Source organism: Alteromonas stellipolaris (genome assembly GCF_001562115.1).
Classification (GTDB): domain Bacteria; phylum Pseudomonadota; class Gammaproteobacteria; order Enterobacterales; family Alteromonadaceae; genus Alteromonas; species Alteromonas stellipolaris.
The window spans coordinates 4,293,247-4,317,497 of record NZ_CP013926.1 but is presented as its reverse complement, the minus strand read 5'-3'; the positions used below and the strand labels follow the sequence as shown (position 1 = coordinate 4,317,497).

Here is a 24,251-nt window from a genome sequence, read left to right as displayed (position 1 = left end):
AAGGCGCCAATTAGGCGCCTTTTTTGTGTCTGAGGGAAGCTTACTTCTCTTCAGGAACCTTAACAGTATCTTTAACAGTCACTGAGATGCGACGGTTAACACGATGTGCTTCGGCATTTTTAGCTGTATCTAGTAAACGAGTCTCACCGTAACCAACAGTTTCTAAACGGCTAGCGTCGATACCGTACATGTCTACCATTACTTCTTTGAAAGATGCAGCACGGTCTTCTGAAAGATCCATGTTGTATGCTTCAGAACCTGGTGCAGAAGTGTGACCTTCAATTACCGCAGTAGTGTTAGTGTATTGCTTCATGAATTCAGCAAATTCAGATATTTCTGGATCACGAGGTGCTTTAACAACAGAGCTTTCATTGTCGAAAAGAACGCGTAGTGTAATTTCTACTGTTTCTTCGTCAAATACGGTACAACCTTTAGCATCAACTTTAACGCCAGCAGCTGTGTCTGGGCACATGTCTTTCGCATCTACAACGCCGTCGTTGTCAGCATCTTTTAGTGCACAACCCATTGCGTCAACAGCAGTACCTGCTGGTGTGTTAGGGCACTGGTCTACACTATTAAGCACGCCATCGTTGTCGTTATCAACGTTACAACCAGTTGCATCAACACGAACACCAGCTGGTGTCATAGGGCACTGGTCGCGACTGTCGATTACGCCATCGTTATCAGCATCTTTAGGCGCAGAAGGTGTAGATTTACCGAAAGGAATCGCTAAACCAACTTTCACACTGTAGTCGTTATAATCTTCACCAAAGTCGTGATAAGTAGCAATCTCTGTAACAATTTTAACAGCTTCAGAGATATCCCAGTGTTTACCAATACCAATGTTACCTAAAGTAGTTGATTCGCCAACTGATTGACGTTTAACACCACCGAATAAGTACCATGCATCGTTAGGCATGAAGTAAAGTGCATCAACACCTACCATTTCGCCGTCATCACTAGAACCACCAACGTAGTCTAGTTCTAGAGCAGTAAATTCAACACGTGCTGCCCAGCTTTGAGTAAAGCGGAATCCGTACTCGAATGATACGCCTTGGCCGTCATCTAGTACTTCAGAAGTAGGACGTTCAACGTCAGTGTTATAATAAAGACCAGAAATACCAAACCAGTTTTTATACTCTGGCTCAGAAGAATCTTGTGCAAAGGCAGTTGATGAAAGTACGGCAAGCGAAAGTGCCGCTAATTTAAAGTGTTTTTTCATAGTCACATCCTGTTAAACGTTGAGTGATTATCGATTTATGATAATTCTAGCTTGTGCTTAGTTGTTCTAAGCAATTAATATGCCATTTTGTTATATAGGCGATGTCGCTAGCCCTTGTAATGTGGCAATAATCGTTCGTTGGCCGCCAATATCTCGGTGCTCGCCTAGCATGATGCCCTGCCAAGTACCAAGTTGTAGCCTCCCTTTCTCCACCGGTATTGAAACCTGACACCCCAGCAGACTTGATTTCAAGTGAGCCGGCATATCATCACTACCTTCGTAAGTATGCCGGAAAAAGGGCAAGTTTTCTTTTACACTATAGTTAAAGAAGGCCTCCATATCCGACCTAACCGTCGGATCTGCATTTTCATTTATTGTAAGGCTGGCACTGGTGTGTTTAAGCCATAAATGAAGAAGACCTACCTCAATATTTTGCAGCATGGGTAAAGCGCTAATTATATACTCTGTTACTAGATGAAAGCCACGAGGAAATTCAGGTAGTGTAATTTTTTCAGAGTACCAGGAATTATTTGTCAAAGCAGATCTCTAAGTGCGCCAATCCTTCATCACACATAAACGGAAGAATGATTTTCGCGCCGCTGACCTGATGGCTGATGGTGTGCTGCTTACCAGACACAACAATAGGTGTCGCCATTCCAAATTCAAACCCACGATCTGCAAGGTCGCGTTTTGCCGCTCCACATATCATATTAGTGACTTCGCCAACCATATCCCCAACTTCTGCATCAAGTTTTTCAGGGCGTTCTCCAACCATGCGTTCCATAATGGTAAGGGCAAGAGATTCTTCAAAGGTAATAGACATTGAGCCACGCACACTAGGGCCTACCATACCAATTAACCCAGATACATCGCCTTTAGCTACATCGCCTTGCTTACGTTTAGGTTTACCCGGAGTAAGTTTAGTTTGCGCCATGGTTTCTAATACATTAAGTAAACCAGAGATAAACGGATTAACGAATTCAGCATTCATGGGAGTGCTCCTTTGCAACGGTATTTTCCGTTTGTTGACAATCAGCACAAAGACCATGCGCTTCTATTGTTTGTTTAGACACTTTGAAGCCGTTGGCCTCTGCCTGACTATCTAATGTTTCTTTCAAACCTTCAGACTGTATCTCTGCAACGTCACCACAACTGTCGCAAATAAGAAACTGAACAGGGTGGTTACAACCAAAATGATAACAGGCTACGAATGCATTGGTCGACTCGAGACGATGAATAAAACCGAAATCGAGTAAAAAATCGAGGGCTCGGTAAACGGTGGCAGGTTTTGCACCGGACTCAGTCTCTTTTAGCGCATCTAGCAAATCGTAGGCCCCCATTGGACCGTGCTTTGCGACTAATATTTCGTACACTTTCTCTCTAAGAGGGGTAAATCTCGCACCTCTTTGCTCGCAGTATGCGCGAGCCTTGTGGATAAGCGTGGCTTTATTCATTTATTGCTACCGTGGCTATTTTACTAATTATATTGGTAATGACGTCATTAATGACAGATGTTTACCCGCTTTATTTACTCTACGCTGGCGTACATATGTGCAATTAATTGGTCCTCTAAAGCAAAGCGCTCTTCAAGAGTTTCACCAATATTCGCAAGCTCACTGTCAAAAACAGCCGCTTGTTCAATAGTAAGTGCCTCTGCGAATTTATCATTAAATTGTAGGGCTGAGTCAGTGGTTTGCGTAAGTTTTGGGTAAAGACGCTGTTTTAACGCTTTTCCTTCTGCTTCATCGTCAACCAACATATCAAAGACCTCAAAGTGCCCAGCGGAAAGGTAATCCATTAGGTTTTCACAAAAATTAGCGATGTCATTTGCTTCAGGCAGTGACTCGCCTTGCTGGTCTAAACCGGCTAAATGGCAATAGGACACAAGCAGTGACTGTCTGGCTAACAGCCAATTATCGACAGTGTCACTTTTGCCGCCCCATTTTACTTTTACCTTCTCTAACTGCTGTAACATTTCATGATCCTTTCAATCAGCGCTTTTTATTAATTCAGCACCTGCTATTTACCAGCATTTTAACCTAGTATAACACTCAGCCTATACGACACAAATTGAACCCACTTCGTTGTCGTAATTAAATATATGTTATCTTACCTTGTATATCTTTAATGGTTGGATGACAGTTTTATGATGATAAAGCGCAGCGATAGTGAAATCGAGACTGAGATTGGGCAATGGATCATTTTTTCCAAGGGTCGCATTGTCATTCGTAAAGGCGAAATAAACGTTCCTTTAGCGCATATCAATGAATTTACCTTTCTCGAAAATTATCGCGAAGAGATTCATCAACTCCCTCCATTACATGAGTCAGCTCAGAAAAATGAACCTGTCTTTGTTGTTGACCTTGGTGCTGAAACCATAGAAGACGAACAATGGGAGTCGGTGTCATTACGCCAATTGTTGTTTGAGCAACAAGAAATCGGTTTTTCAGTCATAGGTCGGGCGTGGCAGTATGTCCATTTTTTAAGAACTCATCAGTTTTGTGGTCAATGTGGTTCACATACCGAAAGAGTGAATTGGGAAATGGCCGTGCATTGCCATCGCTGCCATCACAGAAGTTACCCCCGTGTATCACCATGCATCATTGTTTCAATACACAATAATGAAAAATTGCTATTAGCAAAAGGCGTTAGGCACAAAGAAGCGAATATGTATTCAACCCTTGCTGGTTTTGTAGAAAGCGGCGAAAGTTTAGAAGAAGCCGTTCACAGGGAAGTATTCGAAGAGGTGGGGGTAAAAGTTAAGAACTTACGTTACATCGAAAGCCAGCCATGGCCATTCCCGCATTCTATAATGGTTGGATTTATTGCTGAGTATGAAAGTGGTGAAATTCGGTGTCAGGAAAATGAAATTGATGATGCACAGTGGTTTAGTATTGATGCATTACCAACCATTCCACCGCCATTCTCGATTGCAGGCCAACTCATTGCCAAAACACTGTCGCAATTAGAAGACAAATAAAAAACCCTGCCGAAGCAGGGTTTCAATGAGTTTAGCACGGTCCCTTTGCGGGCTTCTTTGTCGTTGCTGTATATATTAGTAGCAAACACTTACTAGTAGTGCAAGCCCCTTTTCAAGTATTGTTCGTCGCATTATAAAGGGTAAGTATCGCAAGTTGCCAAATTAAGACAGCTTTTTAGCACAAAATGAAATGAATGCTGGTATAATTTCGCCGTTTTATTTTTCTAATTTCAGGTGAATATATGTCGCAAAAAGCTACCAGTGCTGCTAAACCCGCTTTAAAGAATGATCGTTACCTACGGGCGTTATCAAAGCAACCTGTCGATGTCACGCCTGTATGGATGATGCGACAAGCTGGCCGCTATTTACCTGAATACAAAGCAACGCGAGCAGTCGCTGGTGACTTTATGTCGTTGTGCAAAAATGCGGAGCTTGCCTGTGAGGTGACTTTACAGCCACTTCGTCGTTTTCCATTAGATGCCGCTATTTTATTCTCAGACATTCTAACGATTCCTGATGCGATGGGCTTAGAGCTTTACTTTGAAACTGGCGAAGGCCCGCGTTTTAAAAAGCCAATTACCTGTAAAGCCGACGTCGATAAAATTGGTTTGCCAGACCCAGAAGGTGAACTGCAGTATGTAATGAATGCAGTGCGCACCATCCGCCGTGAACTAAATGGCGACGTGCCTTTAATTGGTTTTTCCGGTAGCCCTTGGACGCTTGCTACTTATATGGTGGAAGGTGGCTCAAGTAAGGCTTTCACTAAAATCAAAAAAATGGCGTTTGCTGAACCGGCTATTTTGCATGCCTTGCTAGAGAAGCTGGCCGATTCCGTAACGGAATACCTCAATGCTCAAATAGCAGCAGGTGCACAATCAGTCATGATATTCGATACGTGGGGCGGTGTGTTGTCACCACGTGATTATAAAGACTTTTCATTGCAATATATGGCGCGTATTGTTGATGGACTTACCCGTGAAGCCGATGGAAGAAAAGTACCGGTGACTTTGTTTACCAAAAACGGCGGCATGTGGTTAGAGTCAATTGCTGCGACTGGATGTGATGCAGTAGGTCTTGATTGGACTATTGATATTGCTGAAGCCCGTGCACGTATTGGTGACAAGGTAGCATTACAAGGTAATATGGACCCTTCCATGCTTTATGCTTCGCCAGAAAGAATTCGTGAAGAAGTTGGCACTATCCTATCGGGTTATGGCGAAGGTTCTGGCCATGTATTCAATTTAGGTCACGGTATTCACTTAGATGTGCCACCAGAAAATGCAGGTGTGTTTGTGAATTCAGTTCACGAACTCAGTGCGCCTTATCATAAGTAGTTATATTCGTAGCTAAATGTTTAGCTACGATTCGCCAACAAGCTGGTAAGGAAATCATGAAACCCTGGGTTGTTATTGTACTCATTCTCTTTATTGCCGTGACAGGTTATCAGTTCGGCTTTTACCACGGTAAGTTGGCTAATTCCAACGTGGAAAAAGAGCGTTTGAATACTGTGCTGGAGCGTTCGCGCACCACAGCAAGTAGCAATCTTAGGGTGATTAAAGCTACCCCTCAAATGTCTGGCGAAGCATACGCCCAGACCCCGAAAAGCGCGCACACACTCGCTACCAATGAAGACCTCTCTGAATTTCAGGTCCAAAACGAAATAACGGAATTTTTAGCGTTTCATCCCAGTGGGCAAAAACTCACCTTAAATACGTTTCAATGCACGCAATCAGAATGTGAATTTACAGGGGAATACTCTGGCAGTCATGCGGGGTTCGAGCGAATGCTTAACGATTTGAAAGCTCAGTCGTGGTGGCAATTTGGTGAAATGCTTGAAGTGAGCAATATTGAAGAGGGAAACACACAAATTGGTGTTAAGTTTTCATCTAGACCCGTGCTTATCAGTGATGCAACTACTTAGTACAAGCGCTGATTTAGCCCAAGCGTTAGTTTAATCTAGGCGCTAATTTATCCAGCCCCCCATTTACTCAGCCCCTAGCCAACCTACTTTATTTAACGAGTACTTTTGTCTTGTTACGCGTCTCTGGGTAACCCTTTCTCTACCGCTCTAGTTAATCTTTTTTGTTGTCTATTTGCCTTCTCTTCTAACGCTAAACCCGCTTTTTTATTTTCTTGTTGTGCTAATGCCCACGTAATGTGTCGATCCACTTTATCGCTCACCTTTCCAAGGTTTACCTGAAGGGCGTTCACAGTTAGTTCGCTATAGTTGGCATTTCCCAATGCGACGGCAATATTACGTTGCCATTTTTCAAACCCAATCCGGCGAATAGGCGACCCTTCTGTATTGGTCAAAAAGGTAGCTTCGTCCCATGAAAAAAGGGTTGTTAAGCTTTGCCCATGCAATACCTTTCTGGGGTGAAAGTCTTCTTCTTCAGTAATATCGGCATAACGATTCCATGGGCAAATAAGCTGACAATCGTCACAACCATAAATTCGATTACCCATTAACGGGCGAAGTTCCTCGGGAATATCTTTATCTGATTCAATAGTAAGATAGGAAATACAACGCCTAGCGTCTACTTTATAAGGCGCTACTATTGCGTTAGTAGGGCAGATAGTTAGGCATGCTGTACATGTACCACAGCCTTCTTCGATGGGGGCATCGATGGGCAAGGGAACATTAATAAAAAGTTCACCTAAAAAGAACCAAGAACCAGCTTCTTTATTAATGGTTAAGCTGTGTTTTCCTGTCCAACCTATTCCCGCTTTTTCTGCAATGGCGTGTTCCAATACCGGCGCTGAATCTACAAACGGGCGGTACTGGGTGTCACTCAGCGCGGTGGTAATTTTCTCACCCAGTTGCTTCAAACGCTTGCGCAATACCTTGTGATAATCCCTACCAAGGGCATATCGGCTTATATAACCTGTATCTGGTTGGCTTAAATGTTTTGCGAACGAGGCATCGGGTGGAAGGTAGTTCATCCGCACACTAATAACCCGCAGTGTGCCTGGCACAAGTTCGTCGGGCCGGGCCCGCTTCATCCCATGGTTAGCCATAAAGGCCATGTCGCCGTGATAGCCGTTCTCTAACCATTTAGTTAAATGAGCTTCATGCTGATGTAAATCAATGTCGCTAATACCAACTTGCTGAAAGCCTAGCGTGCGGCCCCAAGCCTTGATATCTTGGGTCAATTGAATTAGGTCGATAGAATTAATAGTGGACATGTACTTATGCTAGATACTCAACTCACCTCAAGTTTATCATACAAACTGTTTCGGGCCGATCAGGTCAGAGAAAATGAAGCCGAAGCGGCTGCTCAGTCTGGCTGTGATATGTTCACGTTAATGCAACGCGCCGGTGGTGCTGTATTTGAACAGTGCCAAAGTTTGTTCGCTAATTCTGATGTGTATTTAATTTTACTAGGCCAAGGTAACAATGCTGGCGATGGTTATATTACAGCATTAAATGCGAAAAAAGCGGGTAAAAAAGTGTATGTTTGCGCAATTGAACCTGACCGCGTGTTAGACGGTGATGCAGGCACTGCACAAAAGCAATGGCTAGATGCTGGCGGCAGTATTAAACCTTTCGATGTTGCCCTGATTGAAAAAGCAGACGTAGTCATCGATGCACTATTAGGTACGGGAATTAACAGCTACATTCGCAATGAATTCGCCGACGTTATCGACGCTATCAACGATTCAACAACCCCCGTGGTCAGTATCGACGTACCTTCAGGATTAGATGCGAACACAGGCCAAAGTTTAGGGCGCTGCGTTCAAGCCGATGTCACTGTTACCTTTGTAGGTATCAAACCTGGTTTGGTCACAGGGGCAGGTAAGCAATCTTGTGGAAAGTTGGTGTACGCTGATTTAGAAATAGGTAAAGCGTTTCAGACCTTAGCAAAAGCCAGCGCAACCTTATTAAATATCGAGCACTTCAAAGGCATGGGGCCTCGGGATGTTCACAGCCATAAAGGAACCTATGGCAGGTTGCTGTGTGTGGGCGGAAATCGCGGAACGGCCGGTGCTATTAGGCTAGCTGGGGAAGCGGCTCTTCGAAGTGGTGCTGGTATGGTGCGGGTCTACACCCACGAGGCGTCTACTATTCAAGTTAGCGCAGGTCGACCTGAGTTGATGGTGACATCAAGCCACTTAGATGATGCCTTAGCATGGGCGTCATGCGTAGTCATTGGTCCAGGACTTGGTCAAGATGAATGGTCACAAAGTGTGTTCGCTAGCGTACTCAAACACTGTCAAAGTGAAAATAAACCTATCGTCATCGATGCTGACGCACTCAATCTTTTATGCAAACAGTCAACCGCATATACACTGGAACACTGCGTGCTGACTCCTCATGCGGGAGAGGCGGGGCGACTCCTAGGTGTGTCTGTTGACGATGTAGAAAGCGACCGATTCAATTACGCCAGACAATGTTCGCAGCGCTACCATGCGGTATGTGTTTTAAAAGGGGCCGGCACGCTTATCGACAATGAAAAGAAAACGTGGGTTTGTCGCCATGGTAACCCTGGTATGGCAACCGCAGGTAGCGGTGATGTACTAAGCGGTATATTAGGCGCGCTTATGGCACAAGGCCTTAGTGTTGATATTGCCGCTAAGTACGGCGTGGTGCTACATGCTAAAGCGGGCGATGATATTGCCCAGCTGTACGGACAACGTGGTATGATAGCCAGTGATCTATTTTATGCCGTACGTGCGTTAATTAATCAGTAAATCTATTGGCATGGGCTGTGTAGGCTTAATGCCAATATCAGCCTTTTAGTTTAGTCATGTGGAACCTTAAAAAGATGTCTTACCCGCACTCTTCATTTTTTGCTGCAACACCTGAAGATACGTCAGCAATGGCAAAGGATTTGGCGAATGCCGTAGCGGCCCAGCAGCCAATAGATGCCGTGATATTTTTAAACGGTGACTTAGGCGCAGGAAAGACCACGTTCAGCCGGTATTTCATTCAAGCATTAGGGCATGATGGGAATGTAAAAAGCCCGACCTATACCTTGGTGGAACCTTACGAGCTAGAAAATGTCTCAATTTATCATTTCGACTTGTATCGTTTAGCCGACCCAGAAGAACTTGAGTTCATGGGTATTCGAGATTATTTCGGCACAGGAAACATTGCCCTTATAGAATGGTCAGAAAATGGGGCTGAATACTTGGCATCACCAGACATTGTGATTAGTATAAATATTGTGCCAACTGGTCGTCAGTTCAGTGTTGAAGCGACAAGCGTGAAAGGCGCAAAGATATTGCAAGGTTGTAAAACGCTATAAATAGTAAGCTTTGATAAACAATAACGACTATAAGCTTGTGGCAACAAGCAAAATAAAGGCGAAGCATGGTACGTAAAATTTTATCGGTTATGTGCATTTGGGTTGTAGTGCAAACTGTCCATGCTGCACAAAATCAAATTGATGGACTAAGGATTTGGCCCTCGCCAGATAATACTCGAATAGTTTTCGATATGTCATCTGCGCCGGAATTCACCTACTTCCCCCTTAAAAATCCACATCGCTTGGTTATCGATTTATCGAATACGAGTGATAGTAAGATATTATCTCTTCAATCTGAGTCTGGCGATTTAGTGCGAAAGGTACGCTATTCCACACCTAAAAATAAACAATCAGCCCGAGTGGTTATTGAGTTAAACCGTGCAGCTTCACCTTCTTTATTTGCAATGACGCCGACTAAACCCTATGGGCATCGGTTAGTAGTTGATTTAAAAGATAGCGCAGCCCCAGCTGCTGGTAGTAATAATTCAGCATCAAGTACTCCACCGTCAAATGCTTCATCGTCTTCGGTTGTCATGGATGGCTCGAGCAGCCACAGAAACCGAGATATTATTGTTGCTATTGATGCAGGTCACGGTGGCGAAGACCCAGGTTCCATTGGGCCAGCCGGTACGTATGAAAAGCACATTACATTAAGCATTGCCAAAAAACTAGAAGCCATGATTAATGGTGAACGTGGTATGCGGGCCATTATGACGCGCAGTGGTGATTACTATGTATCGCCAAACAAACGGCCAGAACTGGCACGCAAGCAAAAAGCGGACTTATTAATATCGATTCACGCTGACGCGTTTAGCCAACCACAGCCCAAAGGGGGATCTGTGTGGGTACTGTCGATGCGCCGTGCCGATACAGAACTAGGTCGCTGGCTAGAAAAATCAGAACGACACTCTGAATTACTTGGTGGTGCGGCAGAAGTTATCAGCGATAAATCGAGTGAGCGTTATTTAGCGGAAACCATCCTTGGTTTATCGATGGATCATAGTATGGCCACCAGTCATGACTTGGGTAACAAAGTGATTGAGGAAATGAAGCAGGTGACTTCCTTGCACAAGCGCGCGCCTCAAGCAGCCAGCTTTGCTGTACTCACTGCGCCGGATATTCCATCCATTTTGGTTGAAGTAGGGTTTATTTCTAACCCGCAAGAAGAGAAAAATCTCAACTGGGGTAAACATAGAGAAAAACTGGCGAAAGCCATGTTTACCGCAGCAAAACGCTATTTTAAGCAAGTCCCCCCAGATGGTACATTATGGGCACTTGAACGTGCAGATAGTCGAACCCATACTGTAAGAAGTGGAGAGTCGCTTTCGCTTCTTGCCCAGCGCTACAATGTGAACGTTAGCCGCTTAAAAGCTGCCAATAATTTAAATAGTGATGTGGTGAGAATAGGGCAAGTACTTACTATTCCAAGAACCTAACATCACGTTAATCAATTTCTACCTACGAGTTTCTTTTGTCTATACAATTATTATCGCCACAATTGGCCAACCAGATTGCCGCAGGGGAAGTGGTTGAACGCCCTGCGTCTGTGGTTAAAGAGTTACTAGAAAATAGCCTAGATGCAGGCGCCGATAGAATAGAAATAGATATTGAGAAAGGCGGCCATAAACGTATTCGTTTAAAAGATAACGGCGCAGGCATTGCTAAAGATGAATTACAGCTTGCGCTGAGTCGCCACGCTACCAGTAAAATTTCAACATTAGATGATTTAGAGCGAATCTTATCGTTAGGCTTTCGTGGCGAAGCCTTGGCGAGTATAAGTTCGGTTAGCCGTTTAACGTTAACCTCTAAAACCGAATCACAAAGTGAAGCCTGGCAGGCCTACTGCGAAGGCCGGGAAATGGCAGTTAATATTCAGCCAGCCGCTCACCCCAAAGGGACCACCATTGATGTGGCGGACCTTTTTTACAACACGCCAGCAAGGCGCAAGTTTCTGCGCGCCGAAAAAACAGAGTTTCAACACATTGAAGATGTGGTGAAACGGATTGCCCTTAGTTACCCTCATGCTAGTTTTATTCTGAAACATAACGGCAAGACGACTAAGCGCTATATTGCCGATAAACATGGCTCACTTGCCTCTCGTATTGCCGCTGTAGTAGGGCAAAAGTTCATTGATAACGCTGTACACATCAATGTGGAATACGAAGGAATTACCATGAATGCATGGCTAGGTAGCGAAGTAATGCTGCGTAGCAGTAACGATTGCCAGTTTAGTTTTGTAAACGGGCGCGGCATGCGCGATAAGTTAATCATGCATGCTATTAGGCAAGCATACGAAAGTGTGTGGGGTGTATTAGAACAGCCCTCTTTTGTTGTATATCTTACGTTAGACCCTAAAGATGTGGATGTGAACGTACACCCGGCAAAGCATGAAGTTCGTTTTCAGCAAGGGCGTTTAGTACATGATTTCATTTGTAAGACAGTGTGTGATGCACTGCACTCAATTACCAATGAGAGTGAAACTCAACAACATGGCGAAGCTGAGAGCTTTGATGAACCAGTGAGTTTTAATCCACCGCAGCAAAGTCATGACTATATACGACCTTTAAGCCATTCTCCGGCCTCGTCATCTCAATCAGGTTTAGGCGGCTCAGGTGGCGCTTCTTTATCTGGGCATAGACAATCGAAAGCGCCAACCGCGGCTTATCAATCTAATTTTAATCGTTTAATGACGCCAAATAGCGACACGCCGCCATCATCAGAGCGTGAGCAAAGTCAGCACGTTGCACTAAACTCATATTGTAGAATTTACGTACACAGTGAAAATGTTTACCTGTTGGATGTAAAATCTTTCGCAAATGTGTACTTACAACAGGTATTTGAGGCGGCTGAACATTCACAACCTTTGTTGATGCCAGTGGCGCTTGAAGTTGCCCATGTTGAGCCTGATAAAATTGCAGCACTTAATGCGCTTAACTTTGAAATTAACCAAGTGGCGGGCAAGTATAGATTGCAGCAAGTACCCGCAGGCACAAGGCACTTCCCTTGGATACGTTGGTTTGAAAGGCTGTTAGAGAGCGACGTTGCAAATGATGATAAGCGCTATCAATTAGTGTTAACTGACGACCAAGATTTAGATGAAATATTATGCGAACAATTGTGGCACTGGTTGGATGAGAAAAACGACGTGAAACAATGGGAATGTATAGAGCGATTTGGTAAAGTGCGCTCGTTAGATGGCCTGCTTTCAATATGGGGAAATAACCATGGTTGATGGCATAAAATCTGCATCGAATATATCGAATATATCGAATACATCGGACAAGTATCAGTCTCAATTACCTGTTATTTCCATTATGGGCCCAACGGCGTCAGGTAAGACAGGTTTGTCACTGTCGCTAGCTGAAACAATGGACTGTGAAATTATCAGCGTTGATTCAGCTTTGGTCTACACTAATATGGATATAGGTACGGCGAAACCTACGGCTGCCGAGAAATCGTTAGTTCCTCATCATCTTATTGATATTATTGACCCAGCAGAAAGTTACTCTGTTTCACAGTTTTGTAACGATGCTATTAGGCTTATAGAAGAAATTCATAGTCGAAATAGGGTACCAATATTGGCTGGGGGTACAATGATGTACTTTAATGCCTTGATAAATGGAATTTCGCCACTACCTAAGTCAGATGAAAAGATACGCAGTGAAATAGCCAGTGAAGCAGAAGCTTACGGTTGGCAAAAATTGCACGACGAGCTTTGCCGAGTGGATCCTATTAGCGGTGACAGAATTCACCCTAACGACCCTCAAAGATTGACCAGAGCATTAGAAGTATTTCGTGGAACGGGCAAAACGCTAACAGACTGGCAAAACGAGAAAGGCAGTCCTTGCCCCTACGATATTAGCCAATTTGCTATTGCTCCAAAAGAGAGAAGCGTCTTACATGAGCGAATTGCCCAGCGATTCGACATGATGCTAGATGATGGATTTGAACAAGAAGTTAAGCGACTGTTTGAACGGGGCGATCTTCACGAAGATTTACCGTCAATCCGTTCGGTTGGCTATAGACAAATGTGGCAATACTTAGAAGGCCAATTGTCCTACGAGCAAATGCGCGAAAGGGGCATTATCGCAACTAGGCAACTCGCTAAGCGACAGCTTACGTGGCTTAGGGGGTGGGAAAACCTCACTTGGCTAGACACATTTTGTAAAGATAATTTGACTAAAATTACAGCGAAAGTCACACTCTAATAAGTTGAGTGTGGTATACATTAGACGTGCAGTGGCCGAGAGTAAGGGCTACGAATAATAAAAACTAAGGATATCAAATGGCTAAAGGGCAATCTTTACAAGACCCATTCTTAAATGCATTACGCAAGGAGCGTATTCCAGTATCTATTTATCTGGTAAACGGCATTAAATTACAGGGACAAGTTGAATCATTTGATCAGTTCGTGATTCTACTTAAAAATACAGTCAGCCAAATGGTGTATAAGCACGCTATTTCCACCGTTGTTCCAGCTCGCGCTATCACTATGCCGAGTGCTACAGGAGAATCTGAAAATACTAAAGCTGAATAAATTAAAAGGTAACGCGCTTGTTTGACCGTTATGAAGCCGGTGAACAGGCTGTACTAGTTCATGTTAATTTTACTGATGAAAACAGCAAAGAAGATTTAGCCGAGCTCGAATTGCTTGTGTCTTCTGCGGGTGTAAACGCGGTAGAAGTTATCACAACTTCGCGAAGTGCACCCCAAGCTAAATTCTTTGTGGGTTCGGGTAAAGCGGAAGAAATCGCAGCAGCAGTTAAAGCGCACGACGCTAATGTCGTTATCTTTAACCATAGTTTGTCGCCCTCTCAAGAGCGAAACTTAGAAGCGGTTTGTCAATGTAGAGTGCTAGATAGAACCGGGCTTATCCTCGATATATTTGCGCAAAGAGCAAGAACGCATGAAGGTAAGCTTCAGGTTGAACTCGCTCAATTGCGTCACATCTCTACGCGTCTTATTCGAGGTTGGACTCACTTAGAGCGCCAAAAAGGTGGTATAGGTTTGCGTGGGCCGGGTGAAACCCAGCTTGAAACTGACCGTCGATTACTCCGTGGGCGCATAAAAGCTATTCTTCGCCGTTTAGAGAAAGTACAAAAGCAGCGCGAGCAAGGACGCAGGTCTAGAAAGCGTGCTGAAATTCCCACAGTATCCTTAGTGGGCTATACCAATGCTGGTAAGTCTACCCTTTTCAATACTATTACCGACGCGCACGTGTATGCGGCAGACCAATTGTTTGCTACGTTAGACCCTACGCTTAGAAAAATAGATTTGAAAGACGTAGGGCCTGCCATTTTAGCCGATACGGTAGGCTTTATAAGGCATCTTCCACACGACCTAGTGGCGGCATTTAAAGCCACGCTTCAAGAAACCCAAGAAGCTGATCTCTTGCTTCATGTGGTGGATATTGCGGATGCGAAATATCGTGAAACCATTGATGAAGTGAACGCTGTGTTGGAAGAAATAGACGCCAGTGAGATTCAACAATTACTAATATGTAATAAGATTGATAAACTAGATGACATAAACCCTCGTATTGAAAGAAACGAGGAAGGTGTTCCAACCCGAGTTTGGCTTTCAGCTCAAACCGGTGAAGGCACCGAGTTGCTTGGGCAAGCATTAACTGAGTGTTTAAGCAAAAGTATGGTTAACTACACGCTTAAAATACCCCCAGCGCAAAGTAGTCTTCGTGGTGTACTATTTGAATTGAATTGTATATCCAGTGAAGAATACGACAATCAAGGTGATTGGGTGGTAGATGTTCGAATGCCAATGGCAGATTGGAACAGACTTGAAAAGCGTTTAGAGAACGGAATATCAGAGTATGTTGTGCGACATTAACCGCTGCTAATTTTTAGCACGGCAATGCATGCGAATTTCAAAAATAAAACTGTAATCTATGGAGTATCAGCATGGCTTGGAATGAGCCGGGTGGCAATAATAACGACCCGTGGAAAAATCGCGGCGGACGTGATCAAGGTCCCCCCGATTTAGATGATGTATTCAAGAACTTATTCGGTAAGTTCGGAAAGTCTGGCGGCGGTAGCGGTGGCTCAGGTAAGAGTTTGGGCGGTATCGGTGCTGGTATTTTAATTGGCTTAGTTGTGATCATTTGGGCTGTAAGCGGTTTTTACACCATTCGTGAAGCTGAGCGAGGCGTAGTATTACGTTTCGGTGAGTATGCTAAGCAAGTTGAACCTGGATTACGTTGGGCACCAACATTTATCGACAGAGTTATTCCTGTGGATGTGCAATCTATACGCGACCAATCTTCGTCAGGCTCTATGCTAACGGAAGACGAGAACGTGGTTAGCGTACAGATGGAAATGCAATTCCGCGTTGTAGACCCATACCGCTGGACGTTTGCTGTTGAAAGCCCAGAAACGAGCTTAAGCCAGTCTTTAGACAGTGCAATCCGCTACGTAGTAGGTCATTCAACCATGGATGATGTTCTTACTGATGGTCGTGAAGTGGCTCGCCAACGCGTTTGGGAAGAGCTTCAAGCTATTATTGAACCGTACAACATGGGAGTGTCGATTATCGACATGAACTTCCGTGATGCACGCCCACCTGAGCAAGTGAAAGATGCATTTGATGATGCCATTTCAGCCCAGGAAGATGAACAGCGTTTCATTCGCGAAGCTGAAGCTTACGCACGTGAAATTGAACCTCGTGCACGTGGTCAAGTTAACCGTATGAACGAAGAAGCTCAGGCTTATAAAGAGCGTGTAACACTTGAAGCGCAAGGTGAAGTTGCTCGCTTTGAAGAGTTGCTACCTCAATACGAGAGAGCACCTGAAGTGACACGTGAACGTATTTACATAGAAACAATGGAAGAGGTATTGAGCAATACCAGTAAAATCCTTGTGGACAGTAAAGGTGGAAACAACATGATGTATCTTCCTTTAGATAAAATCATGGAACGCCAACAAGGCAGTTCAACACCGCGCTCACGCAGTACCTTAGAAGGGTTACAAATGCCGGTGACTGACGAAGGTCAAAATAGCCGTAATTCATCGTCCACCTCTGGTGTACGTGGTGACAGCTACAGAGAGGGGAGATAATTATGATGAAGAATTTAGCGATTGCAGTATTAGTACTTCTTGCGGTTCTTGCTTCAGGCTCTCTATTTGTAGTGACTGAAGGTGAACGTGCCATTGTTATTCAATTTGGTAAGATCCAACGAGATGATGCCACTGGCGATACGAAAGTATTCGAACCTGGTCTTCACTTCAAATTGCCATTCATTGACTCTGTTCGTCACTTAGACGCACGTGTACAAACGTTGGATGATACACCTGACCGTTTCGTTACTAGTGAAAAGAAAGATTTGATCGTTGATTCATATGTAAAATGGCGCATAGATGACTTCGCTCGCTATTACCTCTCAACAGGTGGTAACAAGCTGCAAGCCGAAGCGCTATTGAAACAAAAAGTGAATAACGGTTTACGTTCTGAATTTGGTACTCGTACCATTGCCCAGATTGTATCTGGTGAGCGTTCAGCACTAATGAACCAAGCTATGGAACAGGCTTCAACCTCTTCTGATGAGCTTGGTATCGAAATTGTTGATGTACGTGTTAAGCAGATTAACTTACCTACGGAAGTCAGTAATTCAATCTTTCAACGCATGCGTGCAGAGCGAGCGGGTGTAGCGAGAGAGCACCGTTCAGAAGGCCAAGAGCAAGCTGAAGTTATCCGCGCTGATATAGACGCCAAAGTAACGGTAATGCTTGCTGATGCTGAACGTAACACCCGTCAACTTCGTGGTGAAGGGGATGCGTTAGCAGCTGAAATCTATGCAGATGTTTATTCTAAAAATGCTGATTTTTACAGCTTTTTAAGAAGTATGGATGCATATAAAGCCAGCTTTAATAATAAGCAAGATGTGATGGTGATTGCACCAGATAGCGACTTTTTCCGCTACATGAACGCATCTAAAGGTAATTAATACCTAACATCGTTTTTTGTTAAAAAGCCAGTCTTTAGACTGGCTTTTTTGTGCCTGCTGTAAACTGTGTAATTAGCTGAAAGTGAAAAGCTTTACTGAATATTTGCCGCGCTTTACGAACACTTTAAATTGTCCAATTTGCCCACCTACTGCCAAAATTGCTCAAAATACGTTAAAATAGACGAGCATTTATTATTATAAAACGCAGCATTATTAAACTGCACGGCAGATATCCCTGCTGCTTAGTTGGTAGTGACTGGGTAATAAAACGACAGAGGGAATGTTTTGATTCCGGAAAATACAAAAAATAAATCTGCCCAAAATCAGGGCGGACAAGGTGGTTTATTCTCCCGATTTCTCGCTACTGTGGAATTTCTTGGGGACTTATTGCCACACCCCGTTACTTTATTCGCCATGCTGGCCTGCTTTATTGTGGTGTTAAGCGGTATTCTTGGCTATTTCGATTTAGCAGTAGTCGACCCTCGCCCAGAAGGTGCAAAAGGTCGCGAAGCTGATGGCATGATAGAAGTCATTTCGCTAATGAGCGCAGAAGGCTTACAACGTATTGTTACTGGTCTGGTGACTAACTTTACCGGCTTTGCTCCTCTTGGTACCGTATTAGTTGCATTGCTTGGTGTATCAGTTGCTGAGCATTCAGGCTTGTTGTCGGCCACTATGCGCTCATTAGTGATGAATGCTTCAAAGCGTACGGTTACTTTTGCCGTAGTGTTTGCGGGTATTATCTCAAATACCGCCTCAGAGCTTGGCTATGTAGTGTTAATACCACTAGCCGCTATGATATTTCATTCGTTAGGTCGCCACCCTCTCGCTGGTCTCGCAGCCGCCTTTGCCGGTGTATCAGCAGGCTACAGTGCAAATTTGTTGCTTGGTACGGTGGACCCCTTGCTTTCGGGTATTACCGAGGCCGCCGCTCACATGATTGACCCTGATTATGTGGTAGGCCCAGAAGTTAACTGGTATTTCATGTTTATCAGTACCTTTGTAGTAGCCACTATGGGTGCTCTGGTGACTGAAAAGGTGGTAGAGCCACGATTAGGCAAGTTCGATGAATCAGAAGCTTCTGTAGATTTAAGTAAGCAATCAATGGACACGCCTTCGGAAATCGAAAAGAAAGGGCTTCGTTGGGCAGGCATCGCTTTTGTTGTAGTATGCGGTATTTTAGCGCTCACCATTGTGCCTGAAAACGGTATTTTGCGTCACCCAGAGACCGGTGCGGTAGCTGGTTCGCCTTTCTTAAAAGGTATTGTTGCCTTTATCTTTGTTTCTTTTGCTGTGCCTGGTTTTGTTTATGGCCGTGTTACAGGGTCGATGAAAAATGACCGTGATGTGATTGATGCTATGGCAAAAAGCATGGGCGCAATGGGGCTTTATATTACATTGGTCTTCTTTGCTGCACAGTTTGTGGCTTTCTTTAAATGGACGAATTTAGGCACAGTATTAGCCGTTAAAGGCGCTGCGCTTCTACAAGCGGCTGGCCTAGATGGCCCATCGGTGTTTATCTTATTCATCTTAATGTGTGGTGTGGTTAACTTATCGTTAGGCAGTGCCTCAGCGCAGTGGGCGGTAACCGCGCCTATTTTTGTGCCCATGCTAATGCTGATTGGTTATTCACCAGAGGTTATTCAGGCGGCGTACCGTATTGGTGATTCAGTAACGAATGTTATTGCGCCTATGATGAGCTACTTCGGTCTTATTTTGGCTATGGCTGCACGGTATAAGAAAGACCTAGGAATGGGCACCCTAATTGCGATGATGTTGCCATACTCCATGGTATTTATCGTGGGTTGGACCATACTGTTTTATCTATGGGTCTTTGTATTAGGCATGCCTGTAGGTCCAGGTGCAGCAACCTACTATCAGCCTTAACTGATTGAAAATATTAAGACTAAAAAGGTGGCTAAGGCCGCCTTTTTTAATCGCTAAATTTAATTGCATCAATCGTGGTAAATTTGTGGTCTATTCACCCAAAATCGCCGTAAATTCAGTATACTAGTTATATTGTTTGTTCAGTGCGGAATATTTGATGAAGTTCAAAAGCAATCAGGGTTTTACTCACAGTCAGTCAGACAAAATAGGCGTGTTAGTTACCAATTTAGGTACACCAGAAAGCCCAACTGCGGCGGCCCTGCGCCCTTATCTAAAAGAGTTTCTTTCAGACCCGCGGGTAGTAGAAATACCTCGTGCGCTTTGGTGGTTCATTTTAAACCTCATTATATTAAATACTCGCCCTAAGCGTTCGGCTGAAGCATATAAAACCGTTTGGACGGATGAAGGATCACCGTTGCTTACTATTACCAAAGCCCAAGCAACGTCAATAGAGGCGCGTTGCAAAGCAGAATATGGCGACGATGTCGTGGTTGATTTTGCTATGCGTTACGGTAACCCTGCTATTAGCGACGCTATTGAACGTATGTTATCGCAAGGCGTAAGAAAGTTAGTGGTCTTGCCTTTGTACCCTCAATATAGCGCCTCTACTACGGCGTCTACTTTTGATGCTATTGCGAAAGACTTTACTAAACGCCGCTGGTTACCAGAACTTCGCTTCGTGAATCATTATAACGACAGGCCTGACTACATTAAGGCGTTGGCAAATAAAGTACGGGCATACTGGGAAGAACACGGTAAAGCCGATAAGCTTATCCTTTCTTACCATGGTATTCCAAAGCGCTACTTATTAAATGGCGACCCTTATCACTGTGAATGTCATAAAACATCGCGTTTGTTGGCCGAAGAACTTGGGCTAACTCACGAAGAGTACATGACCACCTTCCAGTCTCGTTTTGGTAAAGCAGAGTGGTTAAAACCTTACACTGACGCAACAATGAAGTCGTTGCCGGGGCAAGGGGTGAAATCAATACAAGTTATGTGCCCCGGTTTTTCTGCCGATTGCCTAGAAACTATCGAAGAGATTGGCGAAGAGAATCGTGAATACTTCATGGAAGCCGGTGGTGAAAAGTACGAATACATTCCCGCATTAAACAGCGACGAAGAACACATTGATATGTTGTTTGGTTTGGTTAAAGAGAATTTACACGGCTGGACAGTAAGCAAAGATACTGCACTACGAGCTGGCTTAGCGCGCGCGTTAGGCGCTGACAAATAGCCAGTAATGTTATTACGTTAATAAGGTAGCTAAACATGGATAGTAAAGCCCCAAAGGCTCTGTTAAAGGCGCAAAAGTTAGCAAATTTACTTGATACTGCTGTGAAGTTACCGATTATTCCTATTCGGATAGGCCTCGACTCAATTGTTGGCCTTATTCCAGGTGCGGGTGATGCGCTAATGCTGCTCGTTTCTCTACGTATCGTGTGGTTGGGGAAATCATTGGGAATGCCCAGTGCATTGGTAGCTCAAATGGTAAAGAACTCCGCTATCGATTTTGGCTTAGGCTTTGTTCCCTTCATTGGCGACATCGTTGATGTATTCTATAAAGCGAATCTAAAGAACGTGCGCTTAATGGAAAAGTGGTGGATCAGCGAAAATAAAGCCGATGTAGATGCCCAAACTCAGAAAAAGCTAACGGAATGGGAAGAGAAACTAGAGCGCCAGTAAGCGTTCACATTTAGGTGTTGTTTGGTAGTTTCACAAAACCACATTAATCGTAATCTATACTCTTTGCGTAGCAACCTTTACTAATACGCGTTTGCCGCGTAAATACCAACGTAAAATGGAGCGTAGGATTAATGAAAGCGTCTGACCTTTTCGTAAAAGCGTTGGAAGCTGAAGGTGTAGAATACATCTTTGGCATACCTGGCGAAGAAAACCTCGACTTGCTTGAGTCGTTAAGAACCTCCTCAATTAAACTCGTACTTACCCGCCATGAACAAGGCGCGGGCTTTATGGCTGCAACTTACGGTAGATTAACCGGTAAAGTGGGGGTGTGCTTATCTACCCTTGGTCCAGGTGCGACCAACCTTGTTACTCCTGCCGCGTATGCACAGCTTGGCGCGATGCCCATGTTAATGGTCACAGGGCAAAAGCCCATTAAAACCAGTAAACAGGGCCGGTTTCAGGTTATCGATATTGTCGATATGATGCGTCCCATTACTAAATTTACCACGCAAGTGGTGAGCGGCGACCGTATTCCCTCTGTAGTGCGCGAAGCATTTAGATTAGCCTCTGAAGAACGGCCCGGTGCCGTCCATATAGAACTTCCTGAAGATATTGCCGATGAGCACACCTCAGTCCCCTTATTAACGCCTAGTACGTCAAGGCGACCTATTGCTGAATACAAAGCCATTTCATCAGCCATTTCAATGATTGAAGAAGCTACATCACCCTTGTTATTAATCGGAGCGGGGGCAAACAGGAAGCTGACCGCAAAAATGCTGCGTGAGTTCGTTGATAAAACCTGTATCCCCTTTGTGACTACACAGATGGGTAAAGGGGTGCTAAACGAAAGCGATCCTAGGTTTGCAGGCAATACTGCATTATCAGATAACGACTTTGTCCATAGAGCGATAGAAAGGGCCGACCTTATAATTAATGTTGGGCACGATGTCGTAGAGAAGCCGCCTTTCTTCATGCATGACAATGGTAAAAAAGTCATTCATATGAACTTTGAGTCAGCCGCTGTCGACCCAGTGTATTTTCCACAGCTTGAGGTGGTAGGGGATATTGCGAATAGTGTTTGGCAAATAAAAGAGGGGATTACGCCTCAAACTGACTGGAAGCTTGATTTTTATAAGGATGTACACGATGCCTATGAAAAACATAGGGCGGAAGCAGAAAACGATAATCGATTCCCCATTCTGCCTGAGCGCTTTGTGCGTGACATCAGGAAGGTCATGCCAGATGATGGCATAGTGACCTTAGATAATGGGGTATACAAAATTTGGTTTGCTCGTAATTACCCCGCCTATCACCCCAACACCTTGTTGTTAGACAATGCGTTAGCATCAATGGGCGCAGGATTACCTTCGGCGATAGCCGCAAAGTTAGTGAAGCCTGATGTGCCTGTTATGAGCGTGTGTGGCGATGGCGGCTTCATGATGAACAGCCAAGAAATAGAAACAGCGGTTCGTCTTAAACTCGACCTTATTGTGATCATACTGCGGGATGATGCGTACGGAATGATTAAGTGGAAACAAGCCAATATGCAGTTTGATGAGTTCGGCTTGGACTACGGTAATCCGGATTTTGTGAAATACGCAAAAAGCTACGGTGCCCACGGCTGGCGCGTAGACAGTACCGAGTTGCTAATTCCTATGGTGGAAAGCTGTTTAAACACACCGGGTGTGCATGTGATTGATTGCCCGGTTGACTACAGCATGAATGACAAAACGCTGAACCATACGATTGCCGAATTAAGCGCGAAATTATAAGGAGTGATCATGTTAAAAGACAGCTATCCCTATTACCTTGCAAGCGAACCTTGTTTTGCTAATACCGATTTAGACGTAACCAATAAATACACAGGCGAAGTGGCTACAAAAGTGGCGCTAGCCGACGCTGGAGTTATTGATAAAGCCATAGCCGCTGCCGAGAAAGCACAGCCTGCAATGACAGCGCTGGCACCTTACGAGCGCCAAGCGATTCTAGAGTATTGCGTTAAGCGCTTTACTGAACGCGAGGAAGAGCTAGGTAAAGCCCTTTGTATTGAAGCGGGTAAGCCCATTAAAGATGCCAAAGGCGAAGTAGCCCGGTTAATCGATACATTTAAAATTGCGGCTGAAGAATCGGTAAGAATTAATGGTGAAGTGGTTAACTTAGAAATTTCTGCCCGTGCCAAAGGCTATCAGGGCATGACGAAAAAAGTGCCTATTGGCCCTTGTTCGTTTATCTCTCCGTTTAACTTTCCGTTAAACCTAGCTGCGCACAAAGTAGCTCCAGCCATCGCCGCTGGTTGCACGTTTGTGCTTAAACCTGCTTCTCGCACGCCTATTGGTGCGTTGATTATTGGCGAAGTGTTAGCGGAATGCGAATTAATGCCCAAAGGCGCATTTTCCATTCTTCCTTGTAGCCGAGACGGCGCTGATTTATTTACTACCGACGAGCGATTAAAGCTGCTTAGCTTTACCGGTTCACCTGATGTGGGCTGGGCGCTAAAAGCTAAAGCGGGCAAAAAGCCTGTGGTATTAGAGCTTGGCGGCAATGCTGCTTGTGTGGTGGATGAAGATGCAGATATTAGTGATGCCATCGACCGTATTATTGTTGGCGCATATTATCAGTCGGGCCAAAGCTGTATTTCAGTGCAACGCTTATTAGTGCATTCTTCCATTTACGATGATTTTAAATCTCGCTATGTAGAACGGGTCAAGGCTTTGGTGTCTGGCGACCCAAGTGATGAAGATACTTTCATTGGCCCCATGATTTCTGAGGGCGAGGCTAAGCGGTTAGAAGGCTGGATTAAAGACGCTAAAGAAGCTGGCGCTAGCGTGCTATGCGGCGGTGAAAGAGATGGTGCCATGTTGCAGGCTACTGTGATGGAAAACGTACCAAAAGACTGCGACGCAAGTGCTGAAGAGGCCTTTGGGCCGCTATCTGTTTTGCAGCCGTTCGATGATTACGATAGTGCCTTAGATGAAGTAAACAACAGTCGTTATGGGCTACAGGCGGGCATTTTTACCCGTGATATCTACAAAGCACATAAAGCATGGAATGTGCTTGAAGTGGGCGGAGTAGTCATAGGTGATGTACCTAGCTGGCGTGTAGATAATATGCCTTATGGCGGTGTAAAAGACTCAGGGCTTGGCCGTGAAGGTATTCGTTATGCCATAGAAGACATGACAGAAACACGGCTTATGGTTATTCGAACGCCTTAGGAATTAGAGCAGCTGACACGCTTATAAGGTGGCAACGATAATAAAACCTTAAAAGCCAAAC

General features: G+C 44.5%; 23 protein-coding genes. 17 read left to right on the top strand and 6 right to left on the bottom strand.

Annotated elements, in window-relative coordinates; all coding sequences use genetic code 11:
• Positions 1-40 precede the first annotated feature (40 nt).
• From AVL57_RS18260 to rsd, 5 genes are all read right to left on the bottom strand, one after another.
• Positions 41-1,222: an OmpA family protein gene (locus AVL57_RS18260; RefSeq protein ID WP_057795569.1), complete on the bottom strand. Its 1,182-nt coding sequence runs from the start codon at positions 1,220-1,222 to the stop codon at positions 41-43.
• Between the two features lie 90 nt (positions 1,223-1,312).
• A complete protein-coding gene (locus tag AVL57_RS18255; RefSeq protein ID WP_057795571.1) occupies positions 1,313-1,759 on the bottom strand; it encodes a secondary thiamine-phosphate synthase enzyme YjbQ in 447 nt (148 codons plus the stop codon).
• Positions 1,749-2,213: a chemotaxis protein CheX gene (locus AVL57_RS18250; protein ID WP_013786385.1), complete on the bottom strand. Its 465-nt coding sequence runs from the start codon at positions 2,211-2,213 to the stop codon at positions 1,749-1,751. The genes AVL57_RS18255 and AVL57_RS18250 overlap by 11 nt, the downstream gene beginning before the upstream one ends.
• The gene (locus AVL57_RS18245; RefSeq protein WP_057795573.1) at positions 2,203-2,676 is read right to left on the bottom strand and encodes a transcriptional repressor; all 474 of its coding nucleotides are present in this window, start codon (positions 2,674-2,676) and stop codon (positions 2,203-2,205) included. Before AVL57_RS18245 ends, AVL57_RS18250 begins: the two co-directional genes overlap by 11 nt.
• A gap of 74 nt (positions 2,677-2,750) precedes the next feature.
• Positions 2,751-3,197, bottom strand: coding sequence for a sigma D regulator (rsd, locus tag AVL57_RS18240; protein WP_057795575.1), 447 nt, complete (start codon positions 3,195-3,197; stop codon positions 2,751-2,753).
• Positions 3,198-3,368: 171 nt separating this feature from the next.
• Between rsd and nudC the strand changes: the two genes are divergently transcribed.
• The 3 genes from nudC (at position 3,369) to AVL57_RS18225 (ending at position 6,123) form a co-directional block, all read left to right on the top strand.
• Entirely contained in the window at positions 3,369-4,202 is an 834-nt protein-coding gene (gene nudC / locus AVL57_RS18235; protein ID WP_082605018.1) for an NAD(+) diphosphatase, read from the top strand.
• A gap of 242 nt (positions 4,203-4,444) precedes the next feature.
• Positions 4,445-5,536, top strand: a complete 1,092-nt coding sequence (gene hemE / locus AVL57_RS18230) for a uroporphyrinogen decarboxylase (RefSeq protein ID WP_013786381.1) — start codon at positions 4,445-4,447, stop codon at positions 5,534-5,536.
• Between the two features lie 56 nt (positions 5,537-5,592).
• Positions 5,593-6,123 (top strand): hypothetical protein, encoded by a 531-nt coding sequence (locus AVL57_RS18225; protein ID WP_057795577.1) that lies wholly within the window; start codon positions 5,593-5,595, stop codon positions 6,121-6,123.
• Between the two features lie 113 nt (positions 6,124-6,236).
• Here the strand turns inward: AVL57_RS18225 and queG are convergent, their stop codons facing one another.
• Positions 6,237-7,388 carry a tRNA epoxyqueuosine(34) reductase QueG gene (gene queG / locus AVL57_RS18220; protein WP_057795579.1) on the bottom strand — a complete coding sequence of 384 codons (1,152 nt, stop codon included), beginning with the start codon at positions 7,386-7,388 and terminating at the stop codon, positions 6,237-6,239.
• Between the two features lie 6 nt (positions 7,389-7,394).
• Between queG and AVL57_RS18215 the strand changes: the two genes are divergently transcribed.
• The 14 genes from AVL57_RS18215 to AVL57_RS18150 all read left to right on the top strand — a co-directional run bounded on the left by AVL57_RS18215 (position 7,395) and on the right by AVL57_RS18150 (position 24,190).
• Positions 7,395-8,894: a bifunctional ADP-dependent NAD(P)H-hydrate dehydratase/NAD(P)H-hydrate epimerase gene (locus tag AVL57_RS18215; protein WP_057795581.1), complete on the top strand. Its 1,500-nt coding sequence runs from the start codon at positions 7,395-7,397 to the stop codon at positions 8,892-8,894.
• 74 nt (positions 8,895-8,968) lie between these two features.
• On the top strand, positions 8,969-9,451 hold the full coding sequence (tsaE, locus tag AVL57_RS18210; RefSeq protein ID WP_057795583.1) for a tRNA (adenosine(37)-N6)-threonylcarbamoyltransferase complex ATPase subunit type 1 TsaE: 483 nt from the start codon (positions 8,969-8,971) through the stop codon (positions 9,449-9,451).
• Between the two features lie 65 nt (positions 9,452-9,516).
• A complete protein-coding gene (locus tag AVL57_RS18205; protein ID WP_057795585.1) occupies positions 9,517-10,887 on the top strand; it encodes an N-acetylmuramoyl-L-alanine amidase in 1,371 nt (456 codons plus the stop codon).
• 35 nt (positions 10,888-10,922) lie between these two features.
• A complete protein-coding gene (gene mutL, locus AVL57_RS18200) occupies positions 10,923-12,683 on the top strand; it encodes a DNA mismatch repair endonuclease MutL (protein WP_057795587.1) in 1,761 nt (586 codons plus the stop codon).
• Between the two features lie 82 nt (positions 12,684-12,765).
• A complete protein-coding gene (gene miaA / locus AVL57_RS18195) occupies positions 12,766-13,659 on the top strand; it encodes a tRNA (adenosine(37)-N6)-dimethylallyltransferase MiaA (protein ID WP_057796546.1) in 894 nt (297 codons plus the stop codon).
• 77 nt (positions 13,660-13,736) lie between these two features.
• A complete protein-coding gene (gene hfq / locus AVL57_RS18190) occupies positions 13,737-13,988 on the top strand; it encodes an RNA chaperone Hfq (protein ID WP_013786373.1) in 252 nt (83 codons plus the stop codon).
• A 17-nt stretch (positions 13,989-14,005) separates the two neighbouring features.
• On the top strand, positions 14,006-15,295 hold the full coding sequence (hflX, locus tag AVL57_RS18185) for a ribosome rescue GTPase HflX (protein WP_057795589.1): 1,290 nt from the start codon (positions 14,006-14,008) through the stop codon (positions 15,293-15,295).
• A gap of 71 nt (positions 15,296-15,366) precedes the next feature.
• Positions 15,367-16,518 carry an FtsH protease activity modulator HflK gene (hflK, locus tag AVL57_RS18180; RefSeq protein WP_057795591.1) on the top strand — a complete coding sequence of 384 codons (1,152 nt, stop codon included), beginning with the start codon at positions 15,367-15,369 and terminating at the stop codon, positions 16,516-16,518.
• Between the two features lie 5 nt (positions 16,519-16,523).
• A complete protein-coding gene (gene hflC / locus AVL57_RS18175; protein ID WP_057796548.1) occupies positions 16,524-17,405 on the top strand; it encodes a protease modulator HflC in 882 nt (293 codons plus the stop codon).
• 285 nt (positions 17,406-17,690) lie between these two features.
• Positions 17,691-19,292, top strand: coding sequence for an AbgT family transporter (locus AVL57_RS18170; protein WP_257721358.1), 1,602 nt, complete (start codon positions 17,691-17,693; stop codon positions 19,290-19,292).
• Between the two features lie 157 nt (positions 19,293-19,449).
• Positions 19,450-20,529, top strand: coding sequence for a ferrochelatase (gene hemH / locus AVL57_RS18165; RefSeq protein ID WP_057795593.1), 1,080 nt, complete (start codon positions 19,450-19,452; stop codon positions 20,527-20,529).
• Between the two features lie 35 nt (positions 20,530-20,564).
• The gene (locus tag AVL57_RS18160) at positions 20,565-20,978 is read left to right on the top strand and encodes a DUF4112 domain-containing protein (RefSeq protein WP_057795596.1); all 414 of its coding nucleotides are present in this window, start codon (positions 20,565-20,567) and stop codon (positions 20,976-20,978) included.
• Between the two features lie 131 nt (positions 20,979-21,109).
• Positions 21,110-22,750: an acetolactate synthase large subunit gene (locus AVL57_RS18155; protein ID WP_057795598.1), complete on the top strand. Its 1,641-nt coding sequence runs from the start codon at positions 21,110-21,112 to the stop codon at positions 22,748-22,750.
• 9 nt (positions 22,751-22,759) lie between these two features.
• Positions 22,760-24,190: an aldehyde dehydrogenase family protein gene (locus AVL57_RS18150; protein WP_057795599.1), complete on the top strand. Its 1,431-nt coding sequence runs from the start codon at positions 22,760-22,762 to the stop codon at positions 24,188-24,190.
• The last annotated feature ends 61 nt before the right edge of the window (positions 24,191-24,251 follow it).

What these genes read in the sequence shown, in the direction of transcription:
- AVL57_RS18205 (WP_057795585.1), top strand. Translation starts at nt 9,517, where the DNA reads ATGGTACGTAAAATTTTATCGGTTATGTGCATTTGGGTTGTAGTGCAA.
- AVL57_RS18155 (WP_057795598.1), top strand. Translation starts at nt 21,110, where the DNA reads ATGAAAGCGTCTGACCTTTTCGTAAAAGCGTTGGAAGCTGAAGGTGTA.
- nudC (WP_082605018.1), top strand. Translation starts at nt 3,369, where the DNA reads ATGATGATAAAGCGCAGCGATAGTGAAATCGAGACTGAGATTGGGCAA.
- AVL57_RS18245 (WP_057795573.1), bottom strand. Translation starts at nt 2,676, where the DNA reads ATGAATAAAGCCACGCTTATCCACAAGGCTCGCGCATACTGCGAGCAA.
- AVL57_RS18215 (WP_057795581.1), top strand. Translation starts at nt 7,395, where the DNA reads ATGCTAGATACTCAACTCACCTCAAGTTTATCATACAAACTGTTTCGG.
- hflC (WP_057796548.1), top strand. Translation starts at nt 16,524, where the DNA reads ATGAAGAATTTAGCGATTGCAGTATTAGTACTTCTTGCGGTTCTTGCT.
- queG (WP_057795579.1), bottom strand. Translation starts at nt 7,388, where the DNA reads ATGTCCACTATTAATTCTATCGACCTAATTCAATTGACCCAAGATATC.
- hemH (WP_057795593.1), top strand. Translation starts at nt 19,450, where the DNA reads ATGAAGTTCAAAAGCAATCAGGGTTTTACTCACAGTCAGTCAGACAAA.
- AVL57_RS18160 (WP_057795596.1), top strand. Translation starts at nt 20,565, where the DNA reads ATGGATAGTAAAGCCCCAAAGGCTCTGTTAAAGGCGCAAAAGTTAGCA.
- AVL57_RS18250 (WP_013786385.1), bottom strand. Translation starts at nt 2,213, where the DNA reads ATGAATGCTGAATTCGTTAATCCGTTTATCTCTGGTTTACTTAATGTA.
- AVL57_RS18150 (WP_057795599.1), top strand. Translation starts at nt 22,760, where the DNA reads ATGTTAAAAGACAGCTATCCCTATTACCTTGCAAGCGAACCTTGTTTT.
- AVL57_RS18260 (WP_057795569.1), bottom strand. Translation starts at nt 1,222, where the DNA reads ATGAAAAAACACTTTAAATTAGCGGCACTTTCGCTTGCCGTACTTTCA.
- tsaE (WP_057795583.1), top strand. Translation starts at nt 8,969, where the DNA reads ATGTCTTACCCGCACTCTTCATTTTTTGCTGCAACACCTGAAGATACG.
- hemE (WP_013786381.1), top strand. Translation starts at nt 4,445, where the DNA reads ATGTCGCAAAAAGCTACCAGTGCTGCTAAACCCGCTTTAAAGAATGAT.
- miaA (WP_057796546.1), top strand. Translation starts at nt 12,766, where the DNA reads ATGGGCCCAACGGCGTCAGGTAAGACAGGTTTGTCACTGTCGCTAGCT.
- hflK (WP_057795591.1), top strand. Translation starts at nt 15,367, where the DNA reads ATGGCTTGGAATGAGCCGGGTGGCAATAATAACGACCCGTGGAAAAAT.
- AVL57_RS18225 (WP_057795577.1), top strand. Translation starts at nt 5,593, where the DNA reads ATGAAACCCTGGGTTGTTATTGTACTCATTCTCTTTATTGCCGTGACA.
- hfq (WP_013786373.1), top strand. Translation starts at nt 13,737, where the DNA reads ATGGCTAAAGGGCAATCTTTACAAGACCCATTCTTAAATGCATTACGC.
- rsd (WP_057795575.1), bottom strand. Translation starts at nt 3,197, where the DNA reads ATGTTACAGCAGTTAGAGAAGGTAAAAGTAAAATGGGGCGGCAAAAGT.